Raw genomic sequence first — 21,194 nt, 5'->3', positions numbered from 1 at the left:
GGCACCGGCTTTGTTTGCGCACAGTGCGTCGCGAACAAAGCCGGTGACCAAGGGTCATGCCCGGCGCAAACGTTACGACGCCAGGCTCTTTCGAAACCGCGCCAGGGCAATCGCAAAGAACAGCAGGCCGATGGCGGCCAGCGCCAACAAATCCGGCCACACTACGTCCACACCCGCCCCCCTGAACAGAATTGCCGCGCTCAAACTCACGAAGTGAGTTGAAGGCGAGCACTGCATCACCCACTGCAGCCATTCAGGCATGCTGTCCAGCGGCGTGCTGCCGCCCGAGAGCAAGAGCATCGGGATGATGACCGGGATGGCCAGCAAGCCGAACTGCGGTGTTGAACGGGCGAGGGTGGCGAGGAAAATCCCCAGCGCGGTACTGGCAAACAGATAAAGCGCCGTCACACCCAAAAACAACGCCAGTGACCCGGCCAGCGGCACGCCCAACGCCCATTTGACGATGACCTCCAGCGACACCCAGGTGCAGAGCACCACGACCAGCATGCTGCTCCAGATTTTTGCCAGCATGATTTCCAGCGCTGTCAGGGGCAGCACCAGCAGGTGATCGAGGGTGCCGTGTTCCCGTTCGCGCAATAGCGCGGTGCCGGTTAACACAATGGCCAAAATGGTGATGTTGTTGACGATCTGAATCACCGCCAAAAACCAGCCGCCCTCCAGGTTCGGGTTGAACAGTGCCCGTGCGTTGATAAGTGCTGGTGTGTTTGCCGCTGCATTGGCCTGACCGGTGTAGTTGAGCAGTTCACGCTGGAAGATACGCCCGATGTAACCCGCCCCCATAAACGCCTGGCTCATGGCTGTTGCATCGACGTTTACTTGCAGACCCGGTTCGCGCCCGGCCAGCAAGTCCGCCTGAAAATTGGCCGGTACGTTGATGACAAACGTGTATTGGCCGCCATCCATGGACTCGTCCAACTGATCGTAAGGCAGTGCTTGCGGGGTTTTGAATTCCGGTGGCAGCAATGACTCGCTGAGCTTGCGCGACAAGGCGCTGTGGTCTTCATCGACAATCGCGACGCTGGCGTTGTGCACGCCAATAATTGATCCCGCCGCCGGCATGTAAATCGCCACCGTGAAGGCGTAGAACAAAAACAGCAGCAGCACGCTGTCATGCCGCAGGCTGGTGAGTTCTTTGATCCCCAGGCGCAGGATATGCGAGAGCTTGTGCATCAAACCTCCTGCTTCTTGAGCATGATGAGACTCAAGCCGGTAAAGGCGACGAAGAAGCCCAGCAGCGCCAGGCATTGCGGCCACAGCTGGCGCAAATCCAGGGCTTTGGTGAAGGTCCCCACGGCAATGTCCAGAAAGTGCCCGGCGGGGAACAGCATGCCCATTAACGCCGCAGAGCCGTCCAGTGACGAGCGCGGCACGATGAGGCCGGAGAACTGGATGGTCGGCAGGCTGGTGATGATCATGGTGCCGAGGATCGCCGCGATCTGGGTGCGAGTGAATGCCGATATCAGCAGTCCCATGCTGGTGGTCGACAGCACATACAAAAGCCCGCCGAGGGCCAATGTCAGCGCGCTGCCTTTAAACGGCACCCCGAATAGCCAGCGGTTCATGGCAACCAGCAAGGCCAGATTGACCAGACTGACGGCCAGATAGGGCATCTGTTTGCCCAGCAGAAATTCAAGCCGGGTCAGTGGCGTGGCGTAAAAGTTGGTGATGGAGCCCAGCTCTTTTTCGCGCACGATGCCCAGGGCTGTCAGCATCGCGGGGATAAAGGCAAGGATCAGCGCCATCACGCCCGGCCCGATTGCATTCACGCTAACCACGTCCTGGTTGTAGCGAAAGCGTGTTTCGAGTTTGGCCGCCCCTTGTTTGTTCTGCGCCAGACTGCTCAAGGCGGACAGTTGCTCAAGGTTGGATTGATGCACGGATTCAACATAGTTACGGCTGGTTTCTGCGCGAAACGGCATGCCGCCATCCAGCCACGCGGCGACGGTGGGCTGGCGGCCGGCGTACAGGTCGCGCCCAAAGCCAGGCGGGATTTCCAGTGCGATTTTGATTTCTGAGCGTTGCAGACGCTTGTGCAGTTCTTCTGCACTGTGGATGGGCGCGTGTTCTTCGAAGTAACGCGAGCTGCGGAAGGCTTCCAGGTACGCGCGGCTTTGCGGGCTTTGGTCCTGGTCGTAAACAGCGAACGCCAGGTTTTCCACGTCCAGCGAAATGCCGTAGCCGAAAATTACCATCATGAACACCGCCCCCAGCAAGGCGAATGCCATGCGAACTTTGTCGCGCAGCAGCTCTTTGGATTCGCGGCTGGCCACGGCAATCAGCCGAGTCAGGCTGAAGCCGCTTTTGCCGGGCGGTGGCGGGGCGTTGACCACCGCAGCGCCAGTCTCGGGAGCGGGTACCGTGCTAGCGTCCTGCTCGTTTTGCGCGTGCTCCAAGCAGGTAACGAATGCGGCTTCCAGCGTCTCGCCGTGAAACTGTTGCTGCAATGCATCGGGGGTGTCGCAGGCCAATACTTTGCCCGCGTGCATCAACGAAATGCGGTCGCAGCGCTGGGCTTCGTTCATGAAGTGGGTGGACAAGAAGATCGTCACGCCCTGATCCCGCGACAGCTCGATCAGCAACCGCCAGAAATCGTCGCGCGCGGCCGGGTCAACCCCTGAGGTGGGCTCGTCGAGGATCAGCACTTCAGGGCGATGCAATACCGCCACTGCCAGCGACAGGCGTTGACGCAAGCCCAGTGGCAGTTCGCCGGACTGTTGCTCGGCAATGTCCGCCAGATCAAAACGCTCGATCAGCTCTTGAATCCGCGCGCGACTGTCCTGCTTGGGCAAGTCGAATAGCTGTGCGTGTAAAACCAGATTCTGCCGCACGCTCAACTCGCCATACAGCGAGAAGCTCTGAGACATGAAACCCACGCGTTTGCGCGTAGCCAGGTCTTTGGCATCCACCGGATTACCGAGCAGTTTGGCGCTGCCTTCGGTGGCGGGCATAAGCCCGGTCAGCACTTTCATGGTGGTGGTTTTGCCACAACCGTTGGAGCCCAGAAAACCGAAGATTTCGCCGCGTCCGATGGCGAAACTGACGTTATTCACGGCGGTAAAATCGCCGAATTTGAGGGTCAGGTCATGGGCTTCGATGGCGATATCGCTGTTGTCGCTGACCCGTGGCGGAATCACCAACGGTTCGTTGCTGTGGCCGGTGTCGCCCTGATAGTGGGTAAACGCTTCGTCCAGTTTGCCGGTGGCAGTGATCGCCGCCAGTTCCTGCGTGAGCCCGGTAGCAATCAATGTGCCGCGGTCGAGCATCAGGCAGTGCTCGAACTGTTCCGCCTCTTCCATGTAGGCCGTGGCAACCAGCAAAGTCAGCTGCGGGCGCTGGCTGCGTACGTCGTCAACCAGTTCCCAGAAGCGCCGACGGGAAAGCGGGTCGACGCCGGTGGTGGGTTCGTCAAGGATCAGCAGGTCGGGCTCGTGAATCAGCGCGCAACACAGCCCGAGCTTTTGCTTCATCCCGCCGGACAACTTACCCGCCGGACGTTCGGCAAATCGCTCAAGGTCCGTGGCCTTGAGCAAGTTGGCCATGCGTTGTTCGCAGTCGTCTTTGGACAGACCAAACAAGGTGCCGAAAAAGCGAATGTTTTCGCTGATCGACAACTCCGGGTACAGGTTGCCGCCCAACCCTTGGGGCATGAAAGCAATCAACGGGTAGAGCGTGTTGCGATGGCGGCGATCGTCAATCGGCCCGCCAAGCACTTCAAGGCTGCCTTGCTGAAGCTTTTTGACCCCGGCAATCAGCCCCAGCAAGCTCGACTTGCCCGCACCGTCCGGGCCGATCAGCCCGCAGCGCGTGCCTTTGGGCAAACTGAAGGAGATATCGAGCAGCGCCTGCTGCTTGCCGTAACGGTGGCTGATGCCACTGGCGTTGAGGGCCAGGTCGCTCATTGCAGATTAGCCGGCCAGTCCACGTCGGCAGTGCGCACGTAACCGGCGCCCGGCATGCCGGGCTTGGCTTGCGGCACGGCGCTCGGATCGGTCAGGCGAAGTTTGACGCGGAACACCAGTTTTTGACGCTCGTCGCGGGTTTCGACTTCTTTTGGGGTGAACTGCGATTTGGCCGCCACGAAACTGATTTTTGCGGGTAGGGGCTTGTCGGGCAGGGCGTCGAGCAGGATGCGTGCCTGCGCGCCGACGGTCAGTTTGCCGACCACCGAGGCGGGTAAGTACAGGTTCATGTACTGGTCGCTGGGGTCGATCATCATGAACACGCGTCCGCCCGAGCCCAGTACTTCGCCGGGCTCGGCAAGGCGCAGTTGGATCACGCCGTCGATGGGCGCGCGCAGGCTGCTGTCGTCGATTTCGCTGGTGAGCTGCGCTACTTGAGCTTCGCTGGCGTGAATCGCGGCCCTGGCGGCGGCCACTTGAGCTTGTGCAGCGACTACGGCAGCGTTGCTGGTGTCAAAACGAGCCTGTTGCTGATCCAGTTGCTGGCCACTGGCAAAGCCGCGCTGGGCCAGTTGCCGGAAACGTTTGAGCTCCTGACTGGCGAGCAGCTTTTCGCTTTGGCGCAGTTGTACGTTGGCCTCGTTGGCAGCCAGGGTTTGCCGGGCCCGCAGCACCTCGGCCTCGGCCTGATTACGCGAGGCCTCGAGGGTGCGTGTGTCCATGCGGGCCAGGAGTTGGCCCTTGGTCACGCGATCACCTTCGTCGACCAGCACTTCGGCAAGGCGGCCGGGGATTTTGGCGGCGATTTGGACTTCCGTGGATTCGAGTCGGCCGTTGCCCATGCTGATGCCTTCGGGGAGGCGGTCATGCTGGGATTTCCAGTAACCGAACCCGCCTGCTGCCACCAGCAGGATCACCAACGGAATAACGAAATAATGGGATACACGGTGGTTCTTCGACATGCCAACATCCTGTCTCACAGAGCGCTCTAGTTTGACGGTCTCACTGCCGGGGCGGTTTGATGCCAGTCAAAGGAAGGCCAAAGCCTAGACGCTAATGGGCGGTATTGCCGAAGTGATTTTTACTGTGTGCCGGGGCACGCTTGTGCCTACAGGTGTTGGCTGTGTGTCAGAGCAGTGTCAGTACCGTCGCCCATTGTTCGGCTGTGACGGGCATGACTGAAAGACGGCTGCCTTTTTGGACCAGGGGCATCTCGGCCAGCGCCGTCTGTTGTTTTAGATAATCGAGCTTGATCACCTGAGGAAAGGTTTGCACGTGGGCCACTTGCAACGCACTCCACGGGTTTTTCTCGGTACTGGCTTTGGGGTCGAAGTAATGGCTTTCGGGGTCGAGCGCGGTTGGGTCGGGGTAAGCGGCTTCGACGATGCGGCCAATCCCTGCAATGCCAGGCTGCGGGCAACTGGAATGGTAGAAAAAGAACTCATCGCCCACCGCCATAGCACGCATGAAGTTACGCGCCTGGTAGTTACGGACCCCGTCCCAGCGGGCTTCACCGATTTTCTGCAAGTCGTTGATCGAGAACTCGTCAGGCTCGGATTTCATCAACCAATAGGCCATTTTTCTTCTCCTGAAACATGATGCGAATCATCTTTCTTGAAACATCTTGATAAACCGACAGCCGGTTGACGCCATCGTTTGCGTGTCGTTAACGGTTGTCGCAGAATGCCGGGATTTTAAGCTTGACGCTGCTGCACGGCCTATAACAAAAACCGTTGCTGTCATCGTGTTGATTTGCCTGAAGGGGGGCAATCGATGAAACGCAAACCGGATGTACTGTGGGTTTTGGCTTTTTTGTTCGGTTTGGGCGTAGTTACAACGGGGTATGCGCAAAGTTTGTGGTCCAACTCGACCGATGCGCCGATTGAACTGGCTCAACAGCAAGTACAACCTTTCAAACGCTAAACTTTCTTGCGTTAACGACTTTTCAGGCATCGCGCGTCGCGTGATGCCCTGGCGACGTGTGGGCGACATACCACTGCTTGTCCGAAACGGTGCCTTGTAACGGCACGTCCCAGCTGGCTTGAGTCAGGTTTTCGACCTTTTGGCATTCGTGGGCCAGGCCTAGCAGTGTCGGCTTGCGCCAGCATTGTCGACGTGCCAGATACGCAAGGCTGCGGTCATAAAACCCGCCGCCCATGCCCAGCCGTCCACCGTTCGGATCGAACCCCACCAATGGCAGCAACACCAGGTCGAGTGTCCAGACCTTGCGTTGGCGTGCATGATTGATGCGCGGTTCGAGAATTCGGAAGCGGTTGGGGATCAGCTTCTCGCCGGGGGCGATACGTTGAAACACCATTTTGGTCCGGGGCCATGCGCTGAGTACAGGCAGGTACGTGATCTTGCCCCGGCGTTGCGCTTCACGCAGCAGCAGGCGCGGGTCGATTTCACCGTCGGTGGGCAAATAAAGGGAAATGTGTTTGGCGCGGCGGAACAGAGGATGTTGCGCCAGTTGCCGGTACAGGCCACGGGCTGCCAGACGTTGCGCGCAAGGCGAAAGTTCGCGGCGGGCGCTGCGCAGTTGGCGGCGAAGTTGCGGGCGGGTAGGTGGCGTGCTGTTCAAGGTCGACACCGAGAAAGCCAATGCCAGCGGAGGGCTGGCATTGCACTGGAAAAATCAGGCTCCCCGACGTACCGCTGTCGGCTTGGCCCTTGAACCCGAAAGTTCAAGGTGGAAGTTGCAGTAGACCTTAAGGCTTTCCGTCGAGCGGACATGCACACCGGTCCAACGTGCAAGCTCCAGGGTAATGCGAATCGGCTCAGGGACATCGCTAACTGGCGAATACTCCAGGGAGTGGCGCGAGTATACCCCAAAGAAACCTTTTGAATCAGCTTTGACGTTCGTTCGGATCAGTGGCAAGCACCAAATCAACGCGTTCCAGCAGGTCGCGCACTTGTTCTCGGGTTGAGCTGCTGGTCTGAACTTCAGCGACCTCCTGCTTGTGCAGCAGATCGTGAGTGATATTGAGCGCGGCCATTACGGCGATGCGATCGGCGCCAATCACTTTGCCGCTGCTACGGATTTCGCGCATTTTGCCGTCCAGATAACGGGCGGCGCTCACCAGGTTGGTCCGTTCTTCCTGGGGGCACATGATCGAATATTCTTTATCGAGGATATGCACGGTGACGCTATTGCTTGAACTCATGAGTCTTGCTCCAGGGCTTTGAGGCGCGAAATCATCGATTCCACCTTGTGTCGGGCGATTTCGTTTTTTTCAATGAGGTGCGCGCGTTCCTCGCGCCAAGTCTTTTCCTGAGCTAGTAAGAGTCCGTTTTGACTTTTAAGTTGCTCGACCCGGCTAATCAGGAGTTCGAGCCTGGCCATCAGTTCATGCAGGTCGGTGTCTTCCATTGTGTCCTACTGTGTATTTTCTGATGGGTGGGGACGATCAGGCGAGTTGACGCCTTGATGGTCTGGCTCGTCTGCCGATGCTAGGATACAAGGCCTCCATTCTAGACATAGCGCCGCTTGGCGCCTAGCTGACCATGCCTATTCAGAACTCCCCGTACCAAGCCTTTGCCACCCTGCTGAGCACCAGCGGCCATAACGTATCGCCTGCCGAGTTGCATGGCCTGCTGCTGGGCCGCAGTGCGGCCGGCGTTGGCTTTGACCATGATGGCTGGCTGGCTGATGCCGCTGAGCTGTTCCAGAGCGAAACTGAAATCAGTGACAACGTACGCAATGCCTTGATTGGTTTGCAAGAGATGGTCAAGGGTGAGCTGACCAGTGACGACATGACCGTTGTGCTGTTGCTGCCGACAGACGACGCGCCACTGACTGACCGCGCCATTGCTTTGGGCGAATGGTGTCAGGGCTTCCTGGCCGGTTTCGGTCTTAATTACCGCGATAACGCGTTGAGCAATGAAGGTCGCGAAGTGCTGCAAGACTTGGCGGCCATCGCGCAGGTGCAAGATGCGCTTGAAGAATCTGACGATGGCGAAAGCGATTACATGGAAGTGATGGAATACCTGCGCGTCGCGCCGCTGTTGCTGTACACCGAAACTAAAAAGCCTGAAGAGCCTGCGGCCGCCAAGCCTTCGCTGCACTGATCGATCGCCAAGAGGAAACCCGTCTGCCCATGATTCATATCCCGAAATCGGAATACGCACGCCGCCGCAAGGCGCTCATGGCGCAGATGGGGCCCAACAGCATCGCAATATTGCCGGCGGCCCCTGTGGCGATTCGCAATCGTGACGTTGAGCACGTGTACCGTCAGGAAAGTAACTTCCAATACCTGAGCGGTTTCCCCGAGCCAGAAGCGGTCATTGTGTTGATCCCCGGCCGAGCCCATGGCGAATTTGTACTGTTTTGCCGCGAACGCAACCCAGAGCGCGAGCTGTGGGACGGCCTGCGGGCCGGGCAAGAAGGCGCCATGCGCGATTTTGGTGCGCACGACGCATTCCCCATTACCGACATCGACGACATCCTGCCGGGTCTGATTGAGGGACGCGACCGTGTGTATTCGGCGATGGGCAGCAACCCGGAATTCGATCGCCATGTAATGGAGTGGATCAATACCATCCGCTCCAAGGCCAGCCTCGGCGCTCAGCCGCCCAACGAATTTGTTGCCCTGGATCATCTGCTGCATGACATGCGCCTGTATAAATCGGCGGCAGAATTAAAAGTCATGCGCCACGCGGCGCAGATTTCGGCCCGTGCCCATGTCCGTGCCATGCAAGCCAGCCGTCCTGGTTTGCATGAATACAGCCTGGAAGCAGAGCTGGATTATGAATTCCGGAAAAGCGGGGCAAAAATGCCAGCGTATGGCTCCATTGTCGCTTCGGGTGACAACAGCTGCATCCTCCACTACCAAGAGAACGACGCCCTGCTCAAGGACGGCGATCTGGTGCTGATTGATGCGGGCTGCGAGATCGACTGCTATGCCAGCGATATCAGCCGTACCTTCCCGGTCAACGGGAGATTTTCGCCCGAGCAAAAGGCGATTTATGGCGTGGTGCTGGCGGCGCAAGAAGCCGCGTTCGCTGAGATCGCGCCGAACAAGCACTGGAATCAAGCCCACGAAGCCACGGTTAAAGTGATAACGGCGGGGTTGGTGGCGCTCGGGTTATTGCAGGGCGACGTGGAGGAACTGATCGCCAGCGAAGCCTACAAAGCGTTTTACATGCACCGTGCCGGGCATTGGCTGGGGCTGGATGTGCATGACGTGGGTGAGTACAAGGTCGGGGGCGAGTGGCGCGTGCTGGAAGTCGGCATGACCCTCACCGTTGAACCCGGCATCTACATTAGCCCGAACAATCAAGCCGTCGCCAAAAAATGGCGCGGCATCGGTGTGCGGATCGAGGACGACGTAGTGGTCACCAAAAACGGGTGTGAGATTTTGACGGGCGACGTGCCGAAAACGGTGGCCGATATCGAAGCCTTGATGGCCGCAGCCAAGGTGAACGCAGCATGAGTCGAGTCAATCTGGCCATCATCGGTGGCGGGCTGGTGGGCGCGAGCCTGGCGCTGGCATTGCAGGCCGGGGCCAAAGCGCGGGGCTGGAAAATCGTCCTGATCGAACCTTTCGCGCCCGGCAACAGCTACCAGCCCAGCTACGATGCCCGTTCTTCGGCATTGAGCTATGGCGCCCGACAGATCTACGAACGACTGGGGCTGTGGCAGTCAATCGCTGCCCGCGCCGAACCGATCAAAGACATTCATGTGTCCGACCGCGGGCGTTTTTCGACCGCGCGGTTGTCCGCCATTGAAGAAGGCGTCCCGGCGCTTGGCTACGTGGTCGAGAACGCCTGGCTCGGCCAGTGCCTGTGGAAACACCTGGACCCTGACGTCATCACCTGGCGCTGCCCGGCCGAAGTTATCCACATGCAGCCTCTCGAAGACGGTTATCGCCTCACCCTCAACGATGAGACCACGCTCGACTGCGACCTGGCCGTGCTGGCCGACGGCGGGCGTTCGAACCTGCGTGAGCAGTTGGGGATTCATGTCAGTAAGCGTCCTTATGACCAAAGCGCGCTGATCGCCAACATCACCCCTAGCGAAGCCCATTGCGGGATGGCCTTTGAGCGCTTTACGGACGAAGGCCCAATGGCCTTGCTGCCGCTGCCGGAAAACCGCTGCGCGTTGGTGTGGACCCGCTTGGGAATGGACGCCGAGCGTCTGGCCGCGCTGGATGAGCGCAGCTTCCTCAGCGAGTTGCAGGGCGTGTTCGGTTATCGTCTGGGCACCCTCAAGCAAGTGGGGGCGCGGCATTTGTACCCGCTGACGCTGATCGAGGCGCAAGAGCAAGTACGCCCGCACCTGGCCGTGCTGGGTAATGCCGCCCACAGCCTGCATCCGATTGCTGGTCAGGGTTTCAACCTGTCGCTGCGCGATGCGCAAGCCTTGGCTGAAGCGTTGCTGGCGAGCGACAGACACCCCGGTGACCTTGCCACGCTGTTGAGTTATCAACAGCGCCAACAACGCGATCAGCAATTGACGATTGGCTTCTCGGATCAGGTGACGCGCCTGTTTGGCAGCGATCAGACGCTGGTGTCGTTCGGTCGCAACCTGGGCCTGCTGGGTCTTGATTTGCTGCCTCCGGCCAAACGCTGGTTTGCCCGTCAAGCCATGGGGTTGGGCGCCCGCGCAGACATTTGACGATGGCGGGAGCGTTCGCGTTCCTTGTCGATCCTTTTTTCACGTGCGGCGCATGCCGCTCACGACACAGGCTTAAAGCATGGAAATGCGCGCAGATCTGCTGATTGTTGGGGCCGGAATGGTCGGAAGCGCCTTGGCGCTGGCGCTCAAGGACAGTGGGTTGAAAATCCTGCTGCTCGATGGCGGGCCGCTGAGCGTTACACCGTTCAGCCCGGCTGATACCTTTGAGCCTCGTGTCAGCGCCTTGTCGGCTGCCAGCCAGCGCATTCTGCAACGCTTGGGTGCGTGGGACGGGATTGTCGGCCGTCGGGTCAGCCCGTATTCGCACATGCACGTGTGGGACGGCAGCGGAACGGGCCAGATTCATTTCTCGGCAGCCAGCGTGCATGCCGACGTACTGGGTCATATCGTCGAAAATCGCGTCGTGCAGGATGCGTTGCTGGCGTGTTTGCAGAGCAGCGATATCGAATTGCTGGCCAATGCGCGACTGGAGCAAATGCGCCGCTCGGGTGACGAGTGGCTGCTGACACTGGCGGACGGTCGCACCTTGCGCGCTCCGCTGGTGATCGCGGCTGATGGCGCCAACTCGGCGGTGCGCCGCCTGACGGGCTGTCAGACCCGTGAATGGGACTACATGCATCACGCCATTGTTACCAGTGTGCGGTGCGCCCAGCCGCATCAGCAAACCGCCTGGCAGCGATTCACTGACCATGGCCCTTTGGCATTTTTACCGTTGGAGCGCGATGGCCAGCAGGACTGGTGCTCGATTGTCTGGTCCACCACGCCTGAAGACGCTCAGCGTCTGATGGCACTGGATGACGACGGGTTCTGCCATGAGCTGGAGCTGGCGTTTGAAGGCCGACTGGGGTCGGTACTGAGCGCAGACCCGCGGGTCTGCGTGCCATTGCGTCAACGTCACGCCAAACGCTATGTGGCGCATGGGCTGGCGCTGATTGGCGATGCCGCGCACACCATTCACCCGTTGGCCGGGCAGGGCGTTAACCTCGGTTTCCTCGACGCTGCGGTGTTGGCGCACGTGCTGTTGCATGGCGTGGATCGTGGCGAGCGTCTTGCCGATATCAAAGTATTAAGCCGTTTCGAACGTCGTCGCATGCCGCACAATCTGGCGTTGATGGCTGCGATGGAAGGTTTTCAGCGACTGTTCCAGGCGGATTCACTCACCGCACGCCTACTGCGCAACAGCGGCCTGAAATGGGTTAACCAAATGCCCGAGGCTAAAGCAGTATTCGTGCGTCAAGCACTAGGGTTGACCGGGGATTTGCCGCCATTGGCCAAGCCGTGATCGCCTCCCTGCTTGCGCTTGCAACATCTGGTAACGCCTCGGGGGCGAGTTAGGTTGAGCTGGCAAATGTGATTCACTACCATTTACGCCCGATTCGCATCTAGAGAGACCGCCCCTCATGTTGGCACCCAAGCGTCTACTGACTGCCCTGGCCCTGACCGTTTTTGCGAGCAGCGTTTATGCTGCCGACGAAGTGGTGGTTTACTCCTCGCGTATTGACGAGTTGATCAAGCCGGTATTTGACGCCTACACCGCGAAAACCGGGGTCAAGGTCAAGTTCATCACTGACAAGGAAGCGCCGCTCATGCAGCGCATCAAGGCAGAAGGCCAGAACGCTACTGCTGACCTGTTGTTGACCGTCGACGCAGGCAACCTGTGGCAAGCCGAGCAAATGGGCATTCTGCAGCCGTTCACCTCCGCAGTGATAGACAAAAACATCCCGCCGCAATACCGGTCTTCTTCCCACGCATGGACGGGCCTGAGCCTGCGCGCGCGCACCATCGCCTATTCCACTGACCGCGTTAAGCCTGAAGAACTGTCCACCTACGAAGCCTTGGCAAATAAAGAGTGGGAAGGGCGCTTGTGCCTGCGCACGGCCAAAAAGGTGTACAACCAGTCGCTGACTGCCACCATGATTGAAGTGAATGGGGCCGACAAAACCGAAGAGATCCTCAAGGGCTGGGTGAACAACCTGTCCACCGACGTGTTCTCGGATGACATCGCAGTGCTGGAGGCGATCAACGCCGGTCAATGCGACGTAGGCATCGTCAACACGTACTACTACGGCCGCCTGCACAAGCAGAAACCTGATCTGGCCGTGAAGTTATTTTGGCCCAATCAGGCTGATCGCGGTGTCCACGTCAACCTGTCGGGTATTGGCTTGACCCAATACGCTCCGCATCCAGAAGCCGCCAAGGCACTGGTGGAGTGGATGACCACGCCTGAGGCGCAGTCGATCTTTGCAGGCACCAACCAGGAATTCCCGGCGAACCCAAGCGTTCCACCTTCTGCTGAAGTGGCCAGTTGGGGTGAGTTCAAGGCAGACGCCCTGCCGGTTGAAGTGGCGGGCAAGCGTCAGGCTGAAGCTATCCGCATGATGGACCGCGCAGGCTGGAATTGAGTCGAATGTAACGCACACCTTCGCCCTGGCCCTCTACCGTGAAAGAGGGCTGGCGCGAGGGCTAAACCCTTCCACATCGTGTCGCAACGCAACCTACAATCCTCGTCCCTCCCATCTTCCGAGAGTCCTTTGTGGCACATCCCGCCCAACGTCGCTGGTATCCGCTGGTTTTTACCATTGCTGCTCTGGTGCTTTTGCCCCTGAGTGTATTGCTGCTGTCCTGGCAAAGTGTGGATACACAGATCTGGAGCCATTTGTGGGACACGCAAATGCCGCGTCTGCTGGGCAACACGCTGACGCTGATTGCGGGGGTAGGGGTAGGCGTCACGCTGCTGGGTGTCAGCCTCGCGTGGCTCACCAGTTTGTGCGAATTCCCCGGCAGGCGCTGGCTAGACTGGGCGCTGATGCTACCGTTTGCGATCCCGGCCTATGTGCTGGCGTTTGTATTCGTCGGCTTGCTGGACTTCGCCGGGCCCGTGCAAACGCTCCTGCGCGAATGGTTCGGCATGGGGTTGCGTCTGCCTCGTGTGCGCTCAACCGGCGGCGTGATCATCGTGCTGATTCTGGTGTTTTACCCGTATGTCTATTTGCTGGCGCGCACGGCCTTTCTGGCCCAGGGCAAAGGCTTGATGGAGGCGGCGCGGGTTTTGGGTCAGAGCCCGTGGCAGGCATTCTGGCGCGTGGCGTTGCCCATGGCGCGCCCGGCGATCGGTGCGGGGGTGGCGCTGGCGCTGATGGAGACGCTGGCTGATTTTGGCGCCGTGTCGGTGTTCAATTTCGACACGTTCACCACGGCGATCTACAAAACCTGGTACGGTTTTTTCAGTCTCTCAACCGCCGCGCAACTGGCCAGCCTGCTGCTATTGGTGGTTATGATCGTGCTCTATGGCGAACGCCGCGCCCGGGGCGCCAGCCGTGCGAGTAATGAGCGTCCGCGTGGCAAAGCCCTCTATCACCTCACCGGGCCTAAGGCCTGGCTGGCCAGCGGGTGGTGCTCATTGGTGTTTGCCTGTGCATTTGTGATCCCGATGTTGCAACTGATGGTGTGGTTTTGGCAGCGCGGGCGGTTTGACCTCGATGAGCGTTATACAGGCCTGATTCTGCACACCTTGTATTTGGGTAGCATGGCGGCGCTCATCACTGTCTGTGTGGCTCTGGTACTGGCGTTTGCCCGGCGTCAGGCGCCGACACCGACTATCCGTGCCGGAGTGAGCCTTGCCAACCTGGGCTACGCGCTGCCCGGTTCGGTATTGGCCGTGTCGATCATGTTGGCATTCAGTTATCTGGACCGCGAACTGGTCATTCCACTTTCGGGCTGGCTGGGCGGGGCGGGCAAGCCGTTGCTACTGGGCAGCCTGTCAGCCTTGTTGTTGGCCTATCTGGTGCGCTTTATCGCCGTCGCTTATGGCCCGCTCGAAAACAGCCTGGCGCGCATCCGTCCGTCTTTGCCCGAAGCTGCCCGCAGCTTGGGTGTAAGTGGCCCGCGACTGTTTTTCAAAGTGTATCTACCGCTGTTATTGCCGGGGACATTGAGTGCGGCGCTGCTGGTGTTTGTCGACGTGCTCAAGGAAATGCCCGCAACCCTTCTAATGCGGCCCTTCGGTTGGGACACACTGGCCGTGCGCATCTTCGAAATGACCAGTGAAGGCGAATGGGCTCGCGCCTCCTTGCCCGCCCTGACACTGGTATTGGTGGGCTTGTTGCCGGTCATCGGGTTGATTCGACGTTCGGCCCATCGAATCGGCTAGGTGTCAGTGCACCGGCATGCGGCTACAATGCGCGGCATTCGGTGCGGTCTGTCAATCAGGCCAGGTTCCCTGCGCAGCGTAAGAAAGCTGACTTAACTAGCTTGAAACGCTTTGCACGCCTGCCCGCACCTTCGCCAATCCCGGAAGGAGGAACCCATGGGACAGCGTACGCCTATGTATGACCTGCATCTCGCCCTCGGCGCGAAGATGGTCGATTTTGGCGGTTGGGACATGCCTTTGCATTACGGCTCGCAGGTGGAGGAACACCACGAGGTGCGTCGGGACTGTGGAGTATTTGATGTCTCGCACATGACCGTGATTGATGTCGGCGGAGCGCAGGCCAGGGAATGGCTTCAGTACTTGCTGGCCAATGATGTCGAACGCCTTCAAACACCAGGCCGTGCGCTGTACAGCGCGATGCTCAATGAAAAGGGCGGCGTGGTCGACGATATGATCGTTTACCTCAGGGCCGACGGTTACCGGTTGGTGGTCAACGCAGCGACCCGCGATCAGGATCTGGCGTGGATGACGGCTCAATCCCGAGGTTATGACGTGCAGGTGCAGGAGCGCCCGGAGCTGGCGTTACTGGCGATTCAGGGCCCGCAGGCCCGGCACAAGGTTGCCGAACTGGTGAGTCAGGCCCGCAGCGAGGTGATTCACCAGCTCAAACCGTTCGAAGGGCTGGACGTGGGCGACTGGTTCATTGCCCGCACCGGGTATACCGGCGAAGACGGGCTTGAAATCATGCTCCCCGCCGATCAAGCGCCCGCGTTCTTCAACGATCTGGTCGGTGCAGGTATCTCCCCAATCGGACTCGGCGCGCGCGACACGTTGCGGCTTGAGGCTGGCATGAACCTGTATGGTCAGGACATCCACCTGTCGGTCTCGCCCCTGTGCGCCAACATGGCGTGGACCATTGCCTGGGAACCCGCTTCGCGCGCGTTCATCGGGCGCGAAGCGCTGGAGGCCGAAAAAGCAGGTGGCGTGCAGTTGAAACTGGTGGGTTTGGTATTGGAAGAGCGAGGCGTCCTACGTGCTCATCAGGTCGTTCGTATCGCTGATGTTGGCGAAGGAGAGATAACCAGTGGTAGTTTCTCTCCTACGCTAAGCAAATCGATTGCCTTGGCCCGCGTTCCGATCGCTACGGCTGACCGTGCTGAAGTCGAAATTCGTGGCAAGTGGTACCCGGTTCGCGTGGTGAAACCCACATTTGTACGTCATGGCAAAGCCTTGATCTAACCTTTACCGGCAGGCTTGCGCTGTGTGCAGGCCGCTGACATTTCTTCTTGAGGACACTGAATATGAGCCTGATCCCTGCTGAGTTGCGCTTTGCTGAAAGTCACGAGTGGGCCCGTCTGGAAGCAGACGGCACTGTCACTGTAGGTATCAGTGATCACGCTCAGGAAGCGTTGGGGGATGTGGTGTTCGTTGAGTTGGCCGAAGTGGGCAAAGTCTTTTCCGCAGGTGACGTGGCAGGCGTTGTTGAATCGGTAAAGGCCGCCTCTGATATTTATGCGCCTGTGTCGGGTGAAGTGATAGCCGTCAATGAAGACCTGGCAAACAGTCCTGAATACCTGAACAGCGATCCTTACGGGAGCTGGATCTTCAAACTCAAGCCAGGCAATACCGCTGAGTTGGACAAACTGCTGGATGCTGCTGGTTACAAAGCCGCCATCGGCGAGTAAGTCCGACAGGACCGTTGCTGCCGGCAGATATCTCTACCGGCAGCGAAAACCGGTTACGCGTTTTGCAACACAGTCTTTACGGCATTAACCGACCGTTCGACATCGGCTTTGGTCATGGCTGTAAACATCGGCAATGACACAATCAGCCGCCCTACGCGTTCTGCGACAGGGAACATTCCTTCTTTGAAACCTTGCGCGCGGTACAAGCTCAGCAAGTGAATGGGTGGGTAGTGATAGCCCACGCCCACTCCCAATGCCTGCATCTCTTTCATGAACGTTGCCCGTGCCGGTTGGCCGTCCTTGCGTTCAGGCAATACCAGCTGGAACAAATGCCAATTGGTATTGCTGAAATCAGCCACAGGCAATTGCGCGCCGTATTCGGCTTCAAAGCCAGCGCCGAAACACTCGAAATAATGCCTGGCCAGTTCGCGACGGTGCGCGGTAATCGCCTCGATATGAGCGAACTGCCCCAGACCGATGGCAGCCGCAATGTCAGTCATGTTGAACTTGCCACCCAGTACGTCAACATCCAGCCCATCGAAGCCGGTACGGGTGACACCTTGCAGGCGGTATTTTTCCGCCAGTCGTGCTTCGTCTTCGTTATTGAGCACCAGGCACCCACCCTCAGACGAGGTGATGTTCTTGTTGGCCTGAAAACTGAAAGACACAAAATCACCGCGTGCACCGATTCGCTGTCCGTCCCAGCTGGAGCCCAGCGCCTGGGCCGCGTCTTCGACCACACGCAGGCTGTGTTTCTTGGCCAGGGCGTACAGCGCATCCATATCCACCGGGAGGCCGGAGAGGTACACCGGAATAATGGCTTTGGTGCGCGGCGTGATCGCGGCTTCGACTTTTTTCAGGTCGATATTGCGCGTAATCGGATCAATATCGGCGAACACCGGTGTGGCGCCGACTTCGAGAATTACGTTGGCCGTGGCTACCCAGGAAATCGGTGTCGTAATGACTTCGTCACCGGCCCCGATACCGGCAATGCGCAGGGCGATTTCCATGGTGCAGGTTCCGGAATTGAACGTGCGCACCGGGCGCCCGCCAAAGTACGCCGATAATTGCGCCTCGAATGCCTGAACCTTTGGCCCGCTGGTGATCCAGCCCGAGCGCAACACGTCGCCCACGGCAGCAATGGTGGCTTCATCAATGGTTGGTTTGGAAAAAGGCAGGAAAGGCAGCGAGCTCATAAAGGCATGACGTCCGATGTGAATGAGGAATGAGTGACCATAGAGCAATAGCACAAGGTTCAAATCATACCCAGAGGATGAATCACATCAGGTGAAATTTCTGTATGAAGGCTGAATGAAGCGCTGGATTGCATCGCGTTAACGGCTGACGTTGGTGGCGAGGCACGGGGCTGCAATCACTTACTCAGTGATCACAGCCCCTCATGCAGTGCCTCAGCGACTACAGACCGGATTTATTCAGCCGTCGCATTTTTCGCCAGAATCGCATTGGCCAGGTCCATGTCACTGACTTTCAAGTTCGGGTTCTCAGCGCGCACTTGCTGCATGGCGGATTCCAGGTACGGGCCACGAATCTCGCCGTTGCTGGCCACAAAACTGCCCGCGTCATCTTGAGCGGCGATTACCTTACGGTCTTTTTTGAACGTCAGGTAGGTGGAACCGGTGGTCGCACCGGACGACAGGACGTTGCGCCAGAAGCTGTCGGCCATCGCTGAGCCAACAGGAAGGGTCAACAAAGCGGCAGCGGCAACAGCATATTTGAGACGCATGATGGGAAACTCCGGATAAATTAACTAACAACTTTTATTCTAGTCAGTGTTAGAGAGTTCCGTAACCTTACGTCACAATTTCCACGACAATCACGACCCCATTCTGAGCGATCACCCGAACGGCAGTGCCCACCTCGGTGTCAGGCCCTTCAGCCATCCATACAAGCGGCAAGCCAGGCCCATAGCAGATAGCTATCTGTACCGAACACCTCTAAGGTCAGCAGCACTGCAGCGAGTGCCAGCCAGTCCCAGTGGTTGAGGCTTTGCATGAATTCCCACATGCCTCAGCTCTTTGTTTTAGCGAATGAGGCGTGGCGCGCGCCTCTGCTTCCGCCTGACGCTCACGGGCTTCAGATGCGAGAAATGCTGCCTGACGACCGCCTTCAGCTTCCAGAATTTGGGCTTGTTTTTTACCCTCAGCCGTCAAAATTGCAGAGGCGCGCAAACCTTCGGCTTCAAGGATTAGAGCTCTCTTGATTCGTTCGGCTGTCATTTGGCCTGACATGGCGGCCATCAAATCTGCGGGCGGGCTGATGTCTTTAATCTCGATTCGAGTAATTGTGATCCCCCATTGAGCTGTTGCTTCATCGACCGTGCGCAACAGTTTTTCATTGATACCGTCACGCTGGCTGAGCATGGCATCCAGCTCCATTGAGCCAAGCACTGTTCGAATGTTGGTTTGCAGAAGGTTGCGAATAGCATGCTCGAGGTTGTTGACCTCATAGGCAGCCTGGGCGGCGTTAAGTTTGAGGTGACTCGAGATAAATTCGAAAAATTTTTATCCCTCGCGCACACACCAGAATCGGTTAAATAGTGTTCAAAATAATTCAACTAAACGGTGCTGACGCGTAATGCTTCATGCATGGAAGTTACCCCTGTCGCCACTTTGTGCGCCGCCGCCAGTCTTAAGTGGCGCATGCCTTCGGCGCACGCCGCTCTGCGCAGCACGTTGATATCAGTGTCATGGCTAATAAAGGTCTTGAGCGTGTCAGTCATCAACATGATTTCGTAAATGCCAGCTCGGCCGTTGTAGCCAGTCTCCCGACAGTGATCGCAGCCTGTGGTATCAAAAACGCTGGAGGGCGCGGGACTGTCGGGTGCGAAGTTGTGCCAATCATCGGGTGACACGCTGTGCTCGCTTTTGCAGTCCGGGCATAAAATTCGTATCAATCGTTGGGCCATCACCCCCAGCAAGGTGGCTTTGATCAAATAGGGCGCCACGCCGAGTTCCTGTAAACGGCTAATGGCCCCGGGTGCATCGTTGGTGTGCAACGTCGACAACACCAAGTGCCCGGTCAGTGCGGCTTGAATCGCCATTTCAGCGGTTTCCAGGTCGCGTATTTCACCGAGCATGATGATGTCCGGGTCTTGTCGCATAAGCGCACGCACCCCGTTGGCAAAGGTTAAATCTATGTTGGGCTGCACCTGTGTCTGGTTGAAGGCAGGCTCAACCATTTCAATCGGATCTTCAAGCGTGCACACGTTGCTCTGCGGCGTGGCCAACTGCTTGAGCGTTGCGTACAACGTGCTGGTTTTACCCGACCCCGTGGGGCCTGTGATCAAAATAATGCCGTTGGGCTGACGGGTCATATGGTCCCAGCGCTGGATGTCTTCAGCGCTGAAGCCGAGCTGGTCAAACCCCTTGAGTAAAACGTGCGGGTCGAAAATCCGCAGCACCATTTTTTCGCCAAAAGCGGTGGGCAGGGTGGCGAGCCGCAGCTCGACTTCGGCACCTGCCGGGGTTTTGGTTTTGATGCGGCCGTCTTGAGGTTTGCGTTTTTCAGCGACATTCATACGGCCCAGGCTTTTCAGGCGGCTGACCACTGCGGTCGTGACGTGTACCGGAAAGTGATAAACGTTGTGCAGAATGCCATCAATGCGCAATCGCACGGCCCCTTGCTCGCGCCGGGGTTCGATATGGATATCGCTGGCCCGCTGTTCGAACGCGTGCTGAAACAACCAGTCGACGATATGAACGATATGGGCATCGTTGGCATCGGGTTCCTGATTGCCTGCGCCAAGGTTAAGCAACTGCTCAAGGTTGGGCAGGGAGCTGGTTTTTTGATCAGTGAGCGCTGCCCCGGTCACGGATTTGGCCAAACGGAACAGTTCCGTTCCCAGCCGGGCAATCTCAAGCGGGTTGGCAATCACCCGCTTGATCGGGCGATTGAGGGCTTGCCGCAAATCGGCCTCCCAGCCCTTCACATTGGGTTGTGCACTGGCAACGGTGATTGAGGTTTGATCGGCTGCAATGGCAAGTATTTGATGGCGTTGAGCGAATGCGCTGGACATGAGCCCGGTGATGCTGGCGGCATCAATTTTCAAGGGGTCAAGGCGCACGTAGGGCTGCCCGCATTGTTGCGCAAGCCACGCCGTGAGGTGCTCAAGGGTGAGGGTTTTGCCGGGGCGGGTGAGATCGGGTAATTGCTGTGTCGCCAGGTACACCAGCGGGTGGACGGGGTCGTGGCAGGTTGTGCGATAACGATTCAAAGCCTGATCGGCCAGTGGCCGGGCTATTAAACCTTGAGCCACAAGCCCCGGCAGCAGCTGTTCAAGGTCAAGCGGGCGATCGGCGGCAGGATGGGCGTGCATGAAGACTCCTTGGTAATGCACAAGCGCAGACAGGTCCTTGTCTGGCCATGAATACCCAAGCCTAGCCGCGCACTTGGGCGGCGCGACTACCAATTAATACGGGTTATTGCGAGCGCGTTAGCAGGCGGGACGGGACGCACGCCACCTCATGCATCACCAGTTCACAGACACTCACCAGGTTGCGCAACTTTTCGCCAATCACCTGGGCGCGGTGCCAGCTTTGCTCATTGCTGATGATTTCAATGCGTAACACATCGTCTTCGCGCATCACTTCCACGTGCTGCGGAATTAACTGCTGTAAGGCAAACAGGTTCAGTGCGCGGCACAGCACATCGGCTTCAGCCTCCGCCACAATGTGATAACGCACGGTGCAAGGCGCTGTGTTCACGGCCCAGACATCGGCGCGTGTCGAGGCGGGTACGGCTTCAAGATGTGGCATGCAATGACTCCTGTTTTCGGCTGGAGA

The 21,194-nt window shown here is 58.4% G+C and carries 20 protein-coding genes, 1 other RNA gene and 1 pseudogene; 9 read left to right on the top strand and 13 right to left on the bottom strand.

The window, feature by feature from the left end; translation table 11 throughout:
- Positions 1 to 72: 72 nt before the first annotated feature.
- The 4 genes from CJF39_RS09970 to CJF39_RS09955 form a co-directional block, all read right to left on the bottom strand.
- Complete coding sequence (locus CJF39_RS09970) at positions 73 to 1,191, bottom strand: ABC transporter permease (RefSeq protein WP_094993260.1); 1,119 nt, start codon at positions 1,189 to 1,191, stop codon at positions 73 to 75.
- Entirely contained in the window at positions 1,191 to 3,920 is a 2,730-nt protein-coding gene (gene rbbA / locus CJF39_RS09965) for a ribosome-associated ATPase/putative transporter RbbA (RefSeq protein ID WP_094993259.1), read from the bottom strand. Before rbbA ends, CJF39_RS09970 begins: the two co-directional genes overlap by 1 nt.
- A complete protein-coding gene (locus CJF39_RS09960) occupies positions 3,917 to 4,882 on the bottom strand; it encodes an HlyD family secretion protein (protein ID WP_094993258.1) in 966 nt (321 codons plus the stop codon). The genes rbbA and CJF39_RS09960 overlap by 4 nt, the downstream gene beginning before the upstream one ends.
- A 166-nt stretch (positions 4,883 to 5,048) precedes the next feature.
- Entirely contained in the window at positions 5,049 to 5,498 is a 450-nt protein-coding gene (locus CJF39_RS09955; RefSeq protein WP_094993257.1) for an EVE domain-containing protein, read from the bottom strand.
- 195 nt (positions 5,499 to 5,693) lie between these two features.
- On the opposite strand from CJF39_RS09955, the gene CJF39_RS23025 reads away from it, so the two are divergent.
- Positions 5,694 to 5,843 (top strand): hypothetical protein, encoded by a 150-nt coding sequence (locus tag CJF39_RS23025; protein ID WP_088500203.1) that lies wholly within the window; start codon positions 5,694 to 5,696, stop codon positions 5,841 to 5,843.
- Positions 5,844 to 5,865: 22 nt separating this feature from the next.
- Here the strand turns inward: CJF39_RS23025 and CJF39_RS09945 are convergent, their stop codons facing one another.
- The 4 genes from CJF39_RS09945 to CJF39_RS09930 form a co-directional block, all read right to left on the bottom strand.
- Positions 5,866 to 6,501, bottom strand: a complete 636-nt coding sequence (locus CJF39_RS09945) for a 5-formyltetrahydrofolate cyclo-ligase (RefSeq protein WP_094993308.1) — start codon at positions 6,499 to 6,501, stop codon at positions 5,866 to 5,868.
- A gap of 56 nt (positions 6,502 to 6,557) precedes the next feature.
- A non-coding RNA gene (gene ssrS, locus CJF39_RS09940) (6S RNA) lies at positions 6,558 to 6,735 on the bottom strand.
- Between the two features lie 31 nt (positions 6,736 to 6,766).
- Complete coding sequence (locus CJF39_RS09935; RefSeq protein ID WP_047279798.1) at positions 6,767 to 7,084, bottom strand: cell division protein ZapA; 318 nt, start codon at positions 7,082 to 7,084, stop codon at positions 6,767 to 6,769.
- Entirely contained in the window at positions 7,081 to 7,290 is a 210-nt protein-coding gene (locus CJF39_RS09930; RefSeq protein WP_094993256.1) for a TIGR02449 family protein, read from the bottom strand. Before CJF39_RS09930 ends, CJF39_RS09935 begins: the two co-directional genes overlap by 4 nt.
- Positions 7,291 to 7,424: 134 nt before the next feature.
- Between CJF39_RS09930 and CJF39_RS09925 the strand changes: the two genes are divergently transcribed.
- The 8 genes from CJF39_RS09925 to gcvH all read left to right on the top strand — a co-directional run bounded on the left by CJF39_RS09925 (position 7,425) and on the right by gcvH (position 16,392).
- Positions 7,425 to 7,988 carry a YecA family protein gene (locus tag CJF39_RS09925; protein ID WP_094993255.1) on the top strand — a complete coding sequence of 188 codons (564 nt, stop codon included), beginning with the start codon at positions 7,425 to 7,427 and terminating at the stop codon, positions 7,986 to 7,988.
- A 29-nt stretch (positions 7,989 to 8,017) separates the two neighbouring features.
- Positions 8,018 to 9,352: a Xaa-Pro aminopeptidase gene (gene pepP / locus CJF39_RS09920; RefSeq protein WP_094993254.1), complete on the top strand. Its 1,335-nt coding sequence runs from the start codon at positions 8,018 to 8,020 to the stop codon at positions 9,350 to 9,352.
- The gene (ubiH, locus tag CJF39_RS09915; RefSeq protein ID WP_094993253.1) at positions 9,349 to 10,536 is read left to right on the top strand and encodes a 2-octaprenyl-6-methoxyphenyl hydroxylase; all 1,188 of its coding nucleotides are present in this window, start codon (positions 9,349 to 9,351) and stop codon (positions 10,534 to 10,536) included. The genes pepP and ubiH overlap by 4 nt, the downstream gene beginning before the upstream one ends.
- A gap of 85 nt (positions 10,537 to 10,621) precedes the next feature.
- Positions 10,622 to 11,839 carry a 2-octaprenyl-3-methyl-6-methoxy-1,4-benzoquinol hydroxylase gene (locus CJF39_RS09910; RefSeq protein ID WP_170942667.1) on the top strand — a complete coding sequence of 406 codons (1,218 nt, stop codon included), beginning with the start codon at positions 10,622 to 10,624 and terminating at the stop codon, positions 11,837 to 11,839.
- Between the two features lie 118 nt (positions 11,840 to 11,957).
- Positions 11,958 to 12,959 (top strand): extracellular solute-binding protein, encoded by a 1,002-nt coding sequence (locus CJF39_RS09905; RefSeq protein ID WP_094993251.1) that lies wholly within the window; start codon positions 11,958 to 11,960, stop codon positions 12,957 to 12,959.
- Positions 12,960 to 13,090: 131 nt separating this feature from the next.
- Positions 13,091 to 14,707, top strand: a complete 1,617-nt coding sequence (locus CJF39_RS09900) for an ABC transporter permease (RefSeq protein WP_094993250.1) — start codon at positions 13,091 to 13,093, stop codon at positions 14,705 to 14,707.
- Positions 14,708 to 14,863: 156 nt separating this feature from the next.
- Positions 14,864 to 15,946, top strand: a complete 1,083-nt coding sequence (gcvT, locus tag CJF39_RS09895; RefSeq protein ID WP_094993249.1) for a glycine cleavage system aminomethyltransferase GcvT — start codon at positions 14,864 to 14,866, stop codon at positions 15,944 to 15,946.
- Positions 15,947 to 16,008: 62 nt separating this feature from the next.
- Complete coding sequence (gcvH, locus tag CJF39_RS09890; protein WP_094993248.1) at positions 16,009 to 16,392, top strand: glycine cleavage system protein GcvH; 384 nt, start codon at positions 16,009 to 16,011, stop codon at positions 16,390 to 16,392.
- 53 nt (positions 16,393 to 16,445) lie between these two features.
- Here gcvH and CJF39_RS09885 read toward each other — a convergent pair whose 3' ends face one another.
- The 5 genes and pseudogenes from CJF39_RS09885 to CJF39_RS09865 form a co-directional block, all read right to left on the bottom strand.
- Positions 16,446 to 17,588 carry a DegT/DnrJ/EryC1/StrS family aminotransferase gene (locus CJF39_RS09885; RefSeq protein WP_094993247.1) on the bottom strand — a complete coding sequence of 381 codons (1,143 nt, stop codon included), beginning with the start codon at positions 17,586 to 17,588 and terminating at the stop codon, positions 16,446 to 16,448.
- A 233-nt stretch (positions 17,589 to 17,821) separates the two neighbouring features.
- Positions 17,822 to 18,136: a DUF2388 domain-containing protein gene (locus tag CJF39_RS09880; RefSeq protein ID WP_094993246.1), complete on the bottom strand. Its 315-nt coding sequence runs from the start codon at positions 18,134 to 18,136 to the stop codon at positions 17,822 to 17,824.
- 271 nt (positions 18,137 to 18,407) lie between these two features.
- Positions 18,408 to 18,881, bottom strand: a pseudogene (locus CJF39_RS09875) (SPFH domain-containing protein); the annotation flags it as partial.
- An 86-nt stretch (positions 18,882 to 18,967) separates the two neighbouring features.
- Positions 18,968 to 20,728, bottom strand: coding sequence for a GspE/PulE family protein (locus CJF39_RS09870; protein WP_094993245.1), 1,761 nt, complete (start codon positions 20,726 to 20,728; stop codon positions 18,968 to 18,970).
- A gap of 103 nt (positions 20,729 to 20,831) precedes the next feature.
- Entirely contained in the window at positions 20,832 to 21,167 is a 336-nt protein-coding gene (locus CJF39_RS09865) for a hypothetical protein (protein ID WP_094993244.1), read from the bottom strand.
- Between the last annotated feature and the right edge of the window lie 27 nt (positions 21,168 to 21,194).

Source organism: Pseudomonas lundensis (assembly GCF_002269125.1).
Lineage (GTDB): Bacteria > Pseudomonadota > Gammaproteobacteria > Pseudomonadales > Pseudomonadaceae > Aquipseudomonas > Aquipseudomonas lundensis_A.
Note: the sequence above shows the minus strand (reverse complement) of the source record. Positions and strands in the feature narration are given on the sequence as shown.

Bases quoted from the DNA above. Each gene is read 5' to 3' on its own strand.
- CJF39_RS09970 (WP_094993260.1), bottom strand. From the start codon at position 1,191: ATGCACAAGCTCTCGCATATCCTGCGCCTGGGGATCAAAGAACTCACC.
- rbbA (WP_094993259.1), bottom strand. From the start codon at position 3,920: ATGAGCGACCTGGCCCTCAACGCCAGTGGCATCAGCCACCGTTACGGC.
- CJF39_RS09960 (WP_094993258.1), bottom strand. From the start codon at position 4,882: ATGTCGAAGAACCACCGTGTATCCCATTATTTCGTTATTCCGTTGGTG.
- CJF39_RS09955 (WP_094993257.1), bottom strand. From the start codon at position 5,498: ATGGCCTATTGGTTGATGAAATCCGAGCCTGACGAGTTCTCGATCAAC.
- CJF39_RS23025 (WP_088500203.1), top strand. From the start codon at position 5,694: ATGAAACGCAAACCGGATGTACTGTGGGTTTTGGCTTTTTTGTTCGGT.
- CJF39_RS09935 (WP_047279798.1), bottom strand. From the start codon at position 7,084: ATGAGTTCAAGCAATAGCGTCACCGTGCATATCCTCGATAAAGAATAT.
- CJF39_RS09930 (WP_094993256.1), bottom strand. From the start codon at position 7,290: ATGGAAGACACCGACCTGCATGAACTGATGGCCAGGCTCGAACTCCTG.
- CJF39_RS09925 (WP_094993255.1), top strand. From the start codon at position 7,425: ATGCCTATTCAGAACTCCCCGTACCAAGCCTTTGCCACCCTGCTGAGC.
- pepP (WP_094993254.1), top strand. From the start codon at position 8,018: ATGATTCATATCCCGAAATCGGAATACGCACGCCGCCGCAAGGCGCTC.
- ubiH (WP_094993253.1), top strand. From the start codon at position 9,349: ATGAGTCGAGTCAATCTGGCCATCATCGGTGGCGGGCTGGTGGGCGCG.
- CJF39_RS09910 (WP_170942667.1), top strand. From the start codon at position 10,622: ATGCGCGCAGATCTGCTGATTGTTGGGGCCGGAATGGTCGGAAGCGCC.
- CJF39_RS09905 (WP_094993251.1), top strand. From the start codon at position 11,958: ATGTTGGCACCCAAGCGTCTACTGACTGCCCTGGCCCTGACCGTTTTT.
- gcvT (WP_094993249.1), top strand. From the start codon at position 14,864: ATGGGACAGCGTACGCCTATGTATGACCTGCATCTCGCCCTCGGCGCG.
- gcvH (WP_094993248.1), top strand. From the start codon at position 16,009: ATGAGCCTGATCCCTGCTGAGTTGCGCTTTGCTGAAAGTCACGAGTGG.
- CJF39_RS09885 (WP_094993247.1), bottom strand. From the start codon at position 17,588: ATGAGCTCGCTGCCTTTCCTGCCTTTTTCCAAACCAACCATTGATGAA.
- CJF39_RS09880 (WP_094993246.1), bottom strand. From the start codon at position 18,136: ATGCGTCTCAAATATGCTGTTGCCGCTGCCGCTTTGTTGACCCTTCCT.
- CJF39_RS09870 (WP_094993245.1), bottom strand. From the start codon at position 20,728: ATGCACGCCCATCCTGCCGCCGATCGCCCGCTTGACCTTGAACAGCTG.
- CJF39_RS09865 (WP_094993244.1), bottom strand. From the start codon at position 21,167: ATGCCACATCTTGAAGCCGTACCCGCCTCGACACGCGCCGATGTCTGG.